Origin of the sequence: Salinibacter altiplanensis, from assembly GCF_002894645.1 — a bacterium.
GTDB lineage: Bacteria > Bacteroidota > Rhodothermia > Rhodothermales > Salinibacteraceae > Salinibacter > Salinibacter altiplanensis.
Map to the genome: position 1 here is coordinate 200,264 of NZ_NCQY01000030.1, position 12,944 is coordinate 213,207.

At 61.3% G+C, this 12,944-nt stretch carries 10 protein-coding genes; 5 read left to right on the top strand and 5 right to left on the bottom strand.

Annotation, left to right across the window (positions count from 1 at the left end; translation table 11 throughout):
• Positions 1 to 72 precede the first annotated feature (72 nt).
• From B7R93_RS12890 to porD, 4 genes are all read right to left on the bottom strand, one after another.
• Positions 73 to 1,320: a DUF1015 domain-containing protein gene (locus tag B7R93_RS12890; RefSeq protein WP_232798419.1), complete on the bottom strand. Its 1,248-nt coding sequence runs from the start codon at positions 1,318 to 1,320 to the stop codon at positions 73 to 75.
• 509 nt (positions 1,321 to 1,829) lie between these two features.
• Positions 1,830 to 2,426 carry a phosphatase PAP2 family protein gene (locus B7R93_RS12895; RefSeq protein ID WP_232798421.1) on the bottom strand — a complete coding sequence of 199 codons (597 nt, stop codon included), beginning with the start codon at positions 2,424 to 2,426 and terminating at the stop codon, positions 1,830 to 1,832.
• A 160-nt stretch (positions 2,427 to 2,586) separates the two neighbouring features.
• The gene (gene recA, locus B7R93_RS12900) at positions 2,587 to 3,663 is read right to left on the bottom strand and encodes a recombinase RecA (protein WP_103021166.1); all 1,077 of its coding nucleotides are present in this window, start codon (positions 3,661 to 3,663) and stop codon (positions 2,587 to 2,589) included.
• Positions 3,664 to 4,083: 420 nt separating this feature from the next.
• On the bottom strand, positions 4,084 to 4,998 hold the full coding sequence (gene porD, locus B7R93_RS12905; RefSeq protein WP_232798422.1) for a type IX secretion system protein PorD: 915 nt from the start codon (positions 4,996 to 4,998) through the stop codon (positions 4,084 to 4,086).
• Between the two features lie 1,051 nt (positions 4,999 to 6,049).
• Between porD and B7R93_RS12910 the strand changes: the two genes are divergently transcribed.
• From B7R93_RS12910 to B7R93_RS12920, 3 genes are all read left to right on the top strand, one after another.
• Positions 6,050 to 6,877, top strand: coding sequence for a hypothetical protein (locus B7R93_RS12910; protein WP_103021167.1), 828 nt, complete (start codon positions 6,050 to 6,052; stop codon positions 6,875 to 6,877).
• A gap of 163 nt (positions 6,878 to 7,040) precedes the next feature.
• Entirely contained in the window at positions 7,041 to 8,993 is a 1,953-nt protein-coding gene (locus B7R93_RS12915; RefSeq protein ID WP_232798424.1) for a helix-hairpin-helix domain-containing protein, read from the top strand.
• Positions 8,994 to 9,199: 206 nt separating this feature from the next.
• Entirely contained in the window at positions 9,200 to 9,583 is a 384-nt protein-coding gene (locus tag B7R93_RS12920; RefSeq protein WP_103021169.1) for a response regulator, read from the top strand.
• Between the two features lie 109 nt (positions 9,584 to 9,692).
• On the opposite strand, the gene B7R93_RS12925 is transcribed toward B7R93_RS12920, so the two are convergent.
• Positions 9,693 to 10,025 carry a hypothetical protein gene (locus tag B7R93_RS12925; protein WP_232798425.1) on the bottom strand — a complete coding sequence of 111 codons (333 nt, stop codon included), beginning with the start codon at positions 10,023 to 10,025 and terminating at the stop codon, positions 9,693 to 9,695.
• A 545-nt stretch (positions 10,026 to 10,570) separates the two neighbouring features.
• Between B7R93_RS12925 and B7R93_RS12930 the strand changes: the two genes are divergently transcribed.
• Together B7R93_RS12930 and B7R93_RS12935 are read left to right on the top strand one after the other, a co-directional pair.
• Positions 10,571 to 11,215 (top strand): hypothetical protein, encoded by a 645-nt coding sequence (locus B7R93_RS12930; RefSeq protein ID WP_103021171.1) that lies wholly within the window; start codon positions 10,571 to 10,573, stop codon positions 11,213 to 11,215.
• Between the two features lie 265 nt (positions 11,216 to 11,480).
• Positions 11,481 to 12,416, top strand: a complete 936-nt coding sequence (locus B7R93_RS12935) for a glycerophosphodiester phosphodiesterase family protein (protein WP_103021172.1) — start codon at positions 11,481 to 11,483, stop codon at positions 12,414 to 12,416.
• Positions 12,417 to 12,944 lie beyond the last annotated feature (528 nt).

Below are 12,944 nucleotides of genomic sequence, written 5' to 3' on the forward strand. Positions count from 1 at the left end.
GTCCCGGATTCTTGGGGCTCAGAACCGCTCGTGGGGGCGAGGATGGTGGCCTCGCCCCGCACGCCCGGGCCTCTAGATCGCGGGCGCTCCCGACACATCGCTGGGCACGTCCTCAGCGAAGTCGTGGACCAGCAACCCGCTCCGCAGCTTGGGCTCAAACCAGGTGGACTTCGGGGGCATCAGGCTTCCCTCGTCCGACACGGCCACCAGCTCTTCGATACGAGTCGGGTACATACTAATGGCCATCTGGGCCGTCCCCGCTTCTACCCGAGCCTCCAACGCATCCGTCCCCCGAATGCCTCCGACGAAGCCGATCGTGGGGTCTCGGCGCTGGTCGGTGATGTCGAGCAGAGGCTCCAGAAGATGCTCGCTCAGGCGCGACACGTCCAGCTGGTCAACGACGCGGTTCCCATCCGGGGCCGGAAGGGAGAGTCGGTGCCAGGCCCCATCCACGTACAGGCACACCGTTCCTTTCTGGGCCGGCACCGGATCGTCGACCTTCCGGTCTAGCTCAAAGTTGCGGGCCAGCTGCTCCAAAAAGTCAGTGGGGGAGGCGGGCAGCTCGTGGATGACCCGGTTGTAAGCCATGATGTGCATATGACTCATGGGAAAGAGGACCGCGGTAAACATCTCGTACCCGGGCACATCCGCTTGATCGTCCGACACAGTCCCCGCTGCCTCTCGCAGCGTCGCGGCGGCTCGACTGGCCGCTTTGGATCGGTGGTGTCCGTCTGCGATGTACAGGTGCTCCACATGGTGAAATGCATCGACGAGCGGGGCCGGTGCTGAGGCTTTCCAGACCGTGTGCCGCACCCCATCGTCCGCCTCAAAGTCGTACAGCGGGTCCTGTTCCTGCACGTCCGACACGAGCCCGTGGATTGTGTCGTCGTCACGGTACGTCAACATTACGGGCTCGGCGTGGGCCTGCTGGGCGAGGATGTGCCGGGTCCGGTCGTCCTCCTTGGCCGGACGCGTCTCTTCGTGCTTTACGATGGTGCCCTCGTCGTACTCCCCGACCGAGACCCCTCCGAACACGCCGGTCTGCTCACGGCCGTCCGCCACGAGGCGATAGACGTAGACGGCGGGCTTGTTTTCCTGTACCGTGTGGTCCGCTTCTACAAACTGACGCAGGTTGGCGGCCCCCTGTTCGTAGACAGCGCCTTCGGGCGTGTCCCCCTCCGGAGGCAGGTCAATTTCGGGCCGGGCCACGTGCAAGAAACTTTGCGGTCGTCCCTCGGCTCGGTCTCGCGCCTCGGCCGCATCGACCACGTCGTAGGGCACCGACGCAATCTCCTTGAGGTGCTGAGGACGAGGGCGCACAGCCCGGAATGGATGCACAGTGGCCATGGACGTCAGAACTTTGGTGGCGAATCAATGAGCACTGTTTTAGTATACAGCCCAGCGTGTGAAGACGCACACCCACTTCTCGGTTCTTTAGAAAGGGTTTCTCCTCCCTAGCCTCTCCACTCCTCACCTGTTTGGTACGCACAACTTTGGTGCACACGCCCCCGGCATGGCTGCCGGGCGGATCCGCATTCGCCTCATTGGAACAGTCCAGGACCACTGTGCCCTTCCCCTCCGGAGACTCCTCTCTTCGGCCCGCATGGATTGGGCATAGGCGTTCGGCGAGTCCCCCGCAGATCCTTCTCGGTCCGAGGGACCGTTCCGGTATCTCCCTCCACGGCCCGTTCTCCGTCCAGGAGGCAGCCCGCCGAGGGGCTGCACACGTCGTATCCGGACACCATCGCCCGGGCGCCGCTCGGAGCGCACGTCCCCGCACTCGTTTTGTATCGCAGAATGCCGATGCTCGGCGTCTCTGACCACAATGTTCAAAAGGACATCCGGATGACCAGCGGCGGACCCAAAGACGATTTCGAGGAGGCCTGGAACGGGGCGGGGGTCACCGCGTGGCGGAGGTGGTGGACGAGCAGAGCGACCCCGATGCCCAGCACAGTTCCGGCCAGCACATCGCTGGGGTAGTGCACCCCGAGGTGCACCCGACTCAGTGCCACACTCGTGGCCCATAGCACACCGGGCCCCACGACATACCACCGAGGATAGGACAGCCCCCAGGACGTCACCAGCGCGGCTGAAAGTGACGCATGGCCGGACGGGAACGACAGGCGTGCGTCTTCAGAGGCCGAGGAACGATGACGATCAGTACGTGCCTCCAACGGCCGATGGACATACGGACGGGGGCGCTCCACCACATGCTTTATCCCCACCGCCAGCCCGTAGGTGAGCCCCTGGGTTAGTGTGAGGCGATAGGCGGCAGCCCGTACAGCAGGGTCCTGGGTGAGCACTGCTCCGCCCCACGCGAGGGGCACGGCCCCGTAGAAGACGGGACGCGCCGAGCGGTGTGCTCCCCGCAGCCCCTTGGACACCGCGGGCTGTGTCAGGCAGTACACGGACGCGAGACCGCGCACGTCGAGCGGGCGATCAGGGGACGCTGTGCAGAAACGTGGGGCAGCGGCCCCGGATGAAGGCGGCGGTGACTGCGCCTGAACTGGTTCTCCTCCCCCCGCGCACAGAAGCAAGAGGACCCCCCACACTGATCCGAAGAGGCACCGTCGGACGGCCATGGATCTAGGCCTCTTCGACGGCCGCTTCAGACTCTTCATCGAGATCCCCTTCGTCGTCCTCGTCGGACTCGTCCCCCACCGTCGAGAGTCCGATTTCTCCACGGAGGGCCGACTTGATCTCTTCGCGCTGCTCCGGATTTTCTTCGAGCCACTCCTTCGTGTTTTCACGCCCCTGGGCAATGGTCTCATCCTGATACGAGTACCAGGACCCTCGCTTCTGAAGAATGTCGTACTCCGTTCCAAGGTCGATAATTTCTCCGAGCGACGAAATGCCCTCCCCGTAGATGAGGTCGAACTCCGCTTCCTTGAATGGAGGCGCCACCTTGTTCTTCTTCACCTTTACCCGAGTGCGGTTGCCCACAACATCCTGCCCATCCTTAACGGCCCCAATTCGGCGGATGTCCATTCGGACCGACGAGTAGAACTTCAGCGCCCGCCCGCCGGAGGTGGTCTCTGGGTTCCCAAACATCACACCGATTTTCATCCGGATCTGGTTGATGAAGATCAGGGACGTCTTGGTACGATTGATGTTGCCTGCCAGCTTGCGGAGGGCCTGGCTCATGAGACGTGCCTGCAGGCCCACATGGGTGTCTCCCATGTCTCCCTCCAGTTCGGCCTGCGGCACAAGCGCCGACACGGAGTCGATGACGATCACGTCGAGGGCTCCACTACGCACCAGGGTGTCCGTGATGTTGAGGGCCTGCTCGCCGGTGTCCGGTTGCGAAATCAGGAGCTCATCCGTGTCCACCCCAAGCTGCTCGGCGTAGTTGGGATCAAACGCATGCTCGGCATCAACGAATGCACAGGTCCCATCGAGTTTCTGGGCCTCCGAAACGATGTGGGCTGCCAAGGTCGTTTTGCCCGACGACTCGGGCCCAAAGATCTCAATGATGCGACCGCGCGGCACCCCTCCCACCCCCAAGGCATCGTCCAGTGCGAGCGACCCCGTCGGGATCGCCTTTACCTCCTGGTTGGGATCATCACTGAGACGCATGATCGCCCCTTCACCGTGGTCCCGTTGAATCTGCTCAACGGCGAGGTCGAGGGCCTTGTCCTTCGCTTCTCCGTCTTTGTCTGACATATCGTACCTGACGCGACTCGATCAAAAGAGCAGGACTGGGTGTGCTACGCCCCCGACCAACACATGACTTCGTAGACACGAGAGCAACACGATTCTAACGTGCCTGAGAGGGCACACATGATTTCCAAAAAGATGAACGAAACAACCGACTGGATGGTCCCTGCCCTGAGACTCTGCACACATCATTCGAACATGTAGTGTGGCATCTGAGGGCAGGGCATCTCAACAGCTGCCTGACGGATGTGCCTTCGGCCAAGACACGGTGGGCAACGCTTCAAGGATCCGCCCAAACAGGCCGCATCGGGAGAACTACTAGGCGGGCACAGGAGGGCTTTTGCACGAGAACCACGAGGTCACAGCGCCCTGTGCGAAGCGAGGAAGCACAGCCGGGGAGGCGAAGAACACCCCTCAAACAGCCTCTCAGTCCGTGAGGCGGTTGTACTGCGAGGAGTGTGAGGGATCCATTTGAACGAGAAGATTTTGGGCCTGCCCCTCCATATCGCTTCCCTCGAAAATTGCAGTCAGTTCCTGATTCTTCGTCGAGAAGAAGAGGTTCAGGGCATAGGACTGAGACAAGCGATCGTTGAGCGTCCGAAGCGTCCGAAGCACCTCCATCAGGGTGTCTCGGGCCCCCTCGGTCTCTTGCGCAAACCGGTCAAGCCCCCGTCGATGGTACTCGTAGTACACCCGGCGCAGGGGCTCGTGACGTTGTGCCTGTAGGTTCGAAAGAAGCTGCACGCGGGTCTGCTGGGTCCCCACCGAGGACCAGCCCGGATCTCCGCTTCCTTCTGCCTGGTCGGCCACCGTCTGTGCTCGGTCAAAGTACGGGGTGCCGCCCAAGGGGCGGAACGTATCGTAGTCGTAGCCGAGGATCAAATACGCGTAGAAGTCAAGCACCGACGTCAACGGGTCGTAGCGGTCGAGGTCACGGGTGAGGGAGGAGCCCCGACTGTACTCAAAGCGCCATTCTGGATCGTTAATCCGAGCGACCACCGACGACTGCGTCGTTCCGTAGATGGGGCGGCGGGTGGTGACGATTAGCCGTGCCTGAAACTCAGAAAGACTGACCGACTCGAGAAGAACAATCTGCATCGAGCAGGAAACGCGCTCGTAGGGCAGAAACTCGTCGTCCGTCCAGGAGCGTGTGTTCATGTACTCCTGAACCTGACGTTCAAGATCATCAAGAAAATCGAACTCGGATTCGGCCCCGCTGATCTGCGAGTCGTCAATCTGAACGCGGCACCGCAACTCTTGTCCGTCGGCCACGGGAACAAACAGGAGCACCCCCACGACCACAAATCCCCACACCGCCGCCGGCATTTTGGACACGGCCATAGAAGAAAGATGATCAATTTGTGAAGCAGACTTCCTACCTTTCACGTCGGCGCGAGGTTTCTGACGTCCCTGTCCCGACCCACCGAACTCCACGGTCTCTCGCTTCATCTCACCAGTGCATTCTATGCCATTAGGACTTGCACACGTGAACTGGCCACCGGCCAGTTCTGAGACGAAAGCCCGTCGCTCGCCGGTGAAGCTCCCAACGAATACAGGTCATTCTGAGCAGGGCAAGGCGGAGCTGAAGCGCTGAGAACGCAGTGCCCGAGTGCTACTGGAGAAATCTCTTCAAGTAAGGCGGAAACGACCCTGCAAGGCAGAAACGTTTTCTCTTGCTTTTGGCATTTTCAAAGAGACTCACTCTCGAAGCACTTCTTCGCTAACGCTCAGGGCGCTTCGGTCGCAGGCTCCCTCAGAATGACTTCGATTCCTACGTGGGCAAACAAGGAGTGTCTCCGGCGAAGGGAGTAAATTTCGCTGGCTAACGATCTTAGAAGCTGTTTGGTGGATTGACGTTCAGCCGACACGAGCGTAGCGACTGACGAGGCCCAGCCGAGTAAACACAGTGGGCGATGCTGCAAAATGGCGCTCAAATGACGCCCTGTAGCGGGGGCCGAGCAGGAGCGAGGTCATGCCCGTGGTGAGCTACCGGGCGAATGCAGAAGCCATTTTGCGCCAGGAACGCAGTGACCAAGTAGTTCCCAGGCTGCACGAGATCCACGAAGTCGCAGGCCAGAGAACGTCCGCCAAATAGCTTCTTAACTTTGCGAGTCCTAACCATTCACGACAACTCAGTGTGCCCCGCTTTTTTGAGACGGTTCTTCTTTCAATTCTGAGGACAGAGCCACACGAGACGACCCGCACGGGACTCTCGTGAAGACATCGGCGGATCCCCCTTCGGCTCCGAGGCGCCGATTTCGTCCCGGTCGATGAATCTTTTCTGCACACATGCATCTTGATTTTCTACATTTAGCATCGCCCGTTTGATTTTTTGTAATGCAAAAATTAAAATTATAGCCTAGAGACATGGCATCAGTCGCCCCTTTCTGCCATGCATCGTTTCTTGGGGCTCTTCGTAGTTGGGTGTCTGATGGCGGGCCCAGCACCGGCCCACGGCCAGTCTGCGTACGATCTGTTCGGCAGTGCTCGGTCCTCTGCCCTCGGCTACGCCTCTACGGCCCTCACGACGACATCCGGCGTGTACGCCAATCCGGCGACGCCGGCCCGCCGGTCCCGTGGAGTCTCCTCCTTCTTCGTGCGGGAGTCATTTGGACTCTCGGCCCTCCGGTACGGATCGGTGTCGAGCACCTGGCCCGTCGCTTGGGGCAGCCTCTCGGCTGGGGCCAGCACCTTTGGGGGCGATGGGTACCGGGAGGTTCACTACAGTCTGGGCTATGCCCGTGGGCTCTCGTTCGGAACCAGCCGCCGTACGTACGTCGGCCTCACGGGACGATACTATCACACCCGAATTGATGGGTATGGCGCCGCCGGCGCGATGGGGTTGCACCTCGGGCTTTTGCTTCCGCTCCTGTCGTCGCTGCACCTGGGCGCCCACGCCACGAACGTCAACGGTCCCTCACTGGTCGAGGGGGAGCCGCTTCCCCAGACCCTATCGGTGGGCCTCCAGTATCGTGTAGGAGACGATCTGCGGGTCCTCGCAGATGTGTTCAAGGATCGCGCTTTTCCCAGCGCCGTCCGGGGCGGACTTGAGGTCCGTCCTCTGTCTCTACTGGCCCTTCGGGCGGGCGTCACGACCGCCCCCACCCGGTTCACTGGGGGCGTTGGTCTCCACCTCGACTGGCTACAGGCGCACGTGGCCGCCGAACAGCACGCCGAACTCGGCTGGTCCCCCTCCGTGTCGTTGGAGATTCACTGGTAGCGATGCCCCAATGCCTCCGGTACGCCCCACCTTTCAACCCACCCTGCCAGCGCTCCTTGGGCTACTCCTTCTGATCGCTGCCCCCCCCGGCACGGCTGCCCAGCCATACACAGACACACTGAGTGTAGACACGACAGACCTTGGGCCACGTCTTGAGCGCGTCTTGGACGCACTCAGTACCACGGACCGCACGGGGACGCTGGCAGCCGAGCATCTTGCTGACCTAGAGGCACGCCCCCTCGCCCTCAACCAGGCCTCTGCCGCTGACCTGTCGATGATTCCCGGTCTTTCACTCAGGAACGCCCATCGCATCGTCCGGCACCGGGCCGAGAATGGCCCCTTTGGCGCGTTGGGGGCCCTGCAGACTGTGGAAGGCATCGGCCCCACGACGGTGCACGCTGTTCGTCCCTTTTTGCGACTGGAGGCCCCAACCGCTCCGTCCGTCTTCCCCACATTCGCCGCGATTACGTCGAACCTTAGCGTCCAGCTTACTCAGCGCGTTACACGGCGGCTCGACTTGGGACGTGGGTTCCACGGGAATCAATTTTTGGGACCTCCGGGACGCCTCACGACGCGTCTCCAGCTCGCCCACGAACGTCGCCTTCAACTAGCGTTGACGCTTGACAAGGATCCCGGCGAACCGATTCGGTGGAACCCCGAAACCCAAACCTATGGATTCGATCATGTGACCGGCAGCCTCACCCTGCGTGACCTTGGGCGCCTCGAGACACTTGTTTTGGGCGACTTTACCGCCCAGTTTGGACGAGGCGTTACCCTTTGGCAGGGGCTCCGATTCGGCAAGGGCCGGGACCCAATTGCCCCGCCCCAGGCACACGGCCGTGGCCTCCGCTCCTATCGTTCCGCCTCAGAGACCTCGTTCTTCCGCGGAGCAGCGGCCACACTTGGGCTGCCCGGAGCTCTTTCTCTCACTGCGTTCGTCTCGCGTCGGCATCGGGACGCCTCGATCGATTCCTCGTTCACGGGTGTCGACGGCCCATTTCCCGTGCGGACCGTGTCCGGTGACGGCCGGCACCGGACTCCCAGCGAGCTTGCCCGGAAAGGCACATTCGGGGAGACGACAAGTGGGGGCGCGCTGGAGTACCGGCGGTCGGGGCTTCGGCTCGGAGTCACGGGATATCACGCTCGCTTCTCACGAGCACTCCGGCCCGGCGATCGGCCTTACCGTCAGTTCCGAGTTACGGGCCACGAAACGTCGATGATTGGGGCACACGGAACAGCATTTCTCGGGGATTACACCCTGTTCGGGGAAATCGCTCGGGCTCCTCGTGGCTCCTATGGGGGCCTGCTGGGGGGCGCGCTAAACGGAGAGTACGCGGACGCAGTACTGCTAGGGCGCCGGTATCCACCTGACTTTGCGTCATTCTACGGCAGTGCTTTCGGGGGCGGAGTCCAGACACAGAACGAAACGGGCGTCTACACCGGCCTGCAACTCCGGGTGGCCCCAGCATGGACCCTCGGCGCGTATTTCGATCAATATCGTGCTCCCTGGCTCCAATTTAGCATCCCTCGTCCCTCCACCGGATGGGAGGCGCGCCTGGTTCTTGAGCATGAGCCTCGTCCCTGGCTCTCCAGCTATCTTCAGGTCCGTGTTCAGGAGGACGACGAAGGCACCGAGTACCAACGGGGCAGTCGGCTTCTCGAGGGCCTTCACCGGAAGCGGCGGCACTCGGCGCGCTGGCACACCGAATACGCATTCAGCGACGCTTTCACAGTACGAACGCGCCTCGAATTGTCCCTCCACACGAGCCCAGAGGCCCGTTCACGTGGGTTCTTCTTGGCCCAAGGGGTTCGTTGGACCCCCACCCCTGTTTTGACCGTAGATGCACGTACTGCGATCTTCGATACGGAAGGATTTGCAGCCCGAATTTATGCCTACGAGCACGATCTGAGGTACAGTTTCTCCGCGCCCGTTTTCTTTGATCGAGGACGGCGATCTTATCTCCTGGTGCAGTACGAACCGCACCCGTCGCTCACACTGGAGGCAAAGTACGGGGTCACCAGCTATGAGAACCGTAGCACAATCGGCTCCGGGCTCAATCAAGTAGAAGGATCCCGACGCCGCGCGCTTCGACTACAGGTGCATTGGACCCTGTAGAGAGCGTCAGGAAACACCGAATCTTCGTTGAAGCCTGGCATGATGGTTGATCTAAACGAAGTCCGGCTGGATCTCAGGATCCGTGCGCGCATTGACTTTTTTGCTTCTAGCCGTCGCTTTGCCTGTAGTAGCACGGACCGAGGCCTGTTAAGAAGTGCCTTCCAGCCCTCGTTTTTCTTGGTTCTCTCACCCCCACCCTTTGATCTATGCCTTCACCGGAGAACCCTCACATTTTGGCCGTAGAAGACAACTCGGAAACCCAGCCGTTGTTGGAGCATCTCTTGAAGGAGTCGTACGAAACTGAAGTGGTGCCCGGCGTCGAGGCAGCCCTATCCGCCGTGGAGGCGAGCTCGTTTGAGGTTTTGCTGCTCGACATCAATCTGAGTGAGGACCAGACAGGAACGGACCTGCTTCACCTGATCCGGGAACGGGACGGCATGGCTCAGGTCCCCGCGATCGCGCTCACGGCCTATGCCATGCCGGGAGACCGCGAAGACTTTCTTGAGAAGGGCTTTGACGAATACGTCAGTAAACCGTTTACCCGTGACGACCTTACGGAGGCGATCGACAGCACCCTCAGCCCCGCGTAGTCCTCCCGACCCTGAGAAGAGCCCAGGACGAGAAAAGCCCAGGACCGACGGCCCTGGGCTCGACGCCAGACGGATCCGGAAGTAGCGTGGCACGGCACGCCAGGAGCCCCTAATTCATGCATGTGGCCTTGAGCGTATCACGTCGGTCCGAAAGAAGTGATTCCCATTCGGACTCCTCCACAGGCTCGTCTCCCTTGAAATACTCCCACTCATCGACGCTCTCGTCAGAGATGACGACCGCGTTCGACATGTGAGCCACACGCTTGAGAACCGGAGACGTCTCCATCTGATGGACGAAGGTGATGGTGCACTCGCCGTCGGCGGTCCTCTCTTTCACCGACAGCCAATTGTCGCCACAGACCTGACAACTGTAAAACCGAGATTCTTGCTCCTCGCCGAGCAGGTTATCAAATTGATCCTCTTCTTCGAACACGACCTGCATCGGACGCAGACTTTCACATCCACACGTCTTGCAGCGGAGCGTTTCCATACAGGCAAGGTAGACTGATGAACAGTCAATGTGCCAAAGGTAACGCCGGCTTCGCGTGCAGGTTCGTTCAGTCGCGCTGAAGACCCATTGGGGACCCTGGCCCTCTCCGCACTGGCCCTCTCCGCATTGCACGTTCCCTCACTCAGCTCGAATGGCAGTGCCAGTTTGCAGGTCAAATTCTAGCACATGGACAAAGCGAAATTGGGGTCCACTTCCAATCCCACGCGAGACACCCTCTCGCCGCTCGGACCCTGAATTTCTTGGCTGAACGGGAAGGGCATGACAAATTCGTTCGACCAGTCCAAAACATTCCCTCTCTGAATGATGAGGTCGACGTGGTCGTGGGGAGCTCGTGTTCAACTTCGGGCAGTGAGCCGAACTGCAGTGAGGGGGCATCGTGTTGCTCCGAAACAAGGAGACCGGTGCTCGTGTCTTCTCTTCTCCTTCCCCTTGCAGCCCAAGCCCGTCACAGCCCTTCTCATTTCCCCATTTGCCCGATGACCGTCACCCTCGAAGCCCGCTGGTTTGGCCCAGCGCCCCTCCCTGGTGCCCTTCAAGAATGGTTCACCTCTTCGGGATCGGCAGAGACCTCAACCCAGACGGACCTTTATTTGCCCGCCGAAGACCCAGCGCTCAACCTGAAGATGCGGGACGACCAGATTCAGATTAAACGTCGCCTCGCCGGCCCACTCAGCACCACCTTCAGCGATGCGGCAAGCGGGCGGTGCGAGCAGTGGGGAAAGTGGACGCTGGACCTGGCAGGCCCATCCTCGGCCCTGTGGGACGACGACCCCACCGATCTGTGGGTGCCCGTGGAGAAGACGCGTCACCAACGCTCGTTCGCCCCAGACGAACAGCCTGCCCTTACGGATGCCCTTCCCACGACGCCCCCGGCGACCCTCGATGCGGAGCTGACTACGGTCGAGGCTGCAGGGAACACCGCCTGGACCTTGTGCCTGGAGGCCGAGGGGCCTGCTCAGGGCCTCGCGGACACGCTCATGGCGGCCGGCCCGGTTGTGCTGGACGAGACCCTGCCGGTCTCCCTGACCCCCGACCAGTCATTCGGCTACGTGCGATGGCTACAGCAACGCCCCACCGTCACGACACGGCCCGCCCCCGACGTGCAGATTCCTCGCCGCTAACGAACACGTCTCCCCCCTGTGCACGGTGGAGCGTAAAGCTTTTGTCCCGAACGGGGAGACCTGCCCCGATGCTGCCGTCCAAGGTGGGGGCAGCGCTCGGCGGGTTGGTGCAGGTCCGACGAAGGAAGCTGCCTCCCGTTCAGCCACACGCCCATGCCGCCTGTCCGCGCCCAAGCAATGGCTGTGGACAGGCCCCGACAGAGCTACATGTGCCATCCGGTGCAGGGCCTGCGAGTGATTTCTCAAATGCGACTCGACGCAAACTGTGAGGCATTTCCATCGCCCCTGTTCCCCATGGATTCTCCTTTGTACGTGTGTTTTTGGCACCCTAGCCCTGACCGGTTGCCAGGGCACCCAGTCGGAAACAGCCGGCCAGGCAGTTGCCCCCCCTACAGCGGAGCACTACCGGGCCTTTCAGCGCGCTGATCGCCTCGCGGCATATCTCCGTTCGTCCCCGAATCCGCTGGTCAGCGCTCACCGAGGCGGCCCAGACGCAGGCTTTCCCGAAAACGCACTCCAAACCTTCGGGCACGCCCTTACACAGGGCCCAGTCCTCCTGGAAATTGATGTGCGAATGACCAAAGACAGCGTGCTCGTGCTGATGCACGACGATACGCTCACCCGCACAACAACAGGGCGCGGCGCCGTCCAGGCCCAAACCCTAAAGGAGATACGGTCCGTGCAGCTCGTGACCAACACCGGAACCCCGACTCGATTCGAGGTTCCGACGCTCTCGGAGGCGCTGGCCTGGGCGGAAGGCCGGGCCGTTCTCCAGCTTGACATCAAAGAACATGTGCCCCGCTCTCGGGTGGCTGCGGCTCTCCAGCGGCAGGACGCCCTGGACCAAGCACTGGTCATCACCTACACGCTAGAAGACGCAAAGTGGTACCACCAACGTCTGCCGGACCTCGTCCTCTCGGCGTCGGCGGAAACACGGGAGGACGCCAGCGCTCTGGTTCAGCGGATCGACCCGTCGCGCCTACTTGGATGGGTGGGAATTGGAGAGGTTGCCGACGGCCCCGCCGAGGTCTTTTCGGAGAACGGAGTTCCCATAGCGGTTGGGACCTTCGGGGAAACGGATCGTCAGGCACGAAACCAGGGACTCATCGTGTACCACCGGCTGTTCAATCAGGGGGTCGACGTGGTTTCCACCAATGAGCCCGCCCTTGCCAGCCAAGCAGCCGCCACCTACGCTCCTTAGCCCTCGAACTGAGGGGCAGCGGGCGTCTGCGTGTTCTGGAGTCAAAAGCGCTGAGCCTCCTGTGCCGTGTGGATGCAGTCGTATTCCAGACGCCGGGCGTGGGCTTTCGTAAAACTACGGGTTTTGGACGTGATGGGAACGGCTGTCGTCCAGAAGTCTTTCTGCCGACGGTGACCAGCAATGCGCTGCAGGCAGTTCTTGGCCTCCCCAATGTACGCCGGAGGCTTGCTCGCGTCGTCGCCCACCTCATCGAACCGGAAGAAAGATCTGTACGGTCTTTGGACGAGCGTTTTTCATCAAGACCAAGGGGATGGAGAATGAAATGTGTTACTGGGCAAACGTGCCATCGTAGAGCAACTGCGAGACGTTCTCCCTCGGTCGCCTCTTCCTTGCTTTGTGTCTGAGTGGAAGGCACTTTGCAGCCTATCCAAGGCAAGGCCAATGGGTTGTTGCCTGCGGGCGCGGTGGACGACCGCCCAGACGACCGTCACAGATGGACCTGGAAGTGATTTTCAGCCCCTCTCAAAC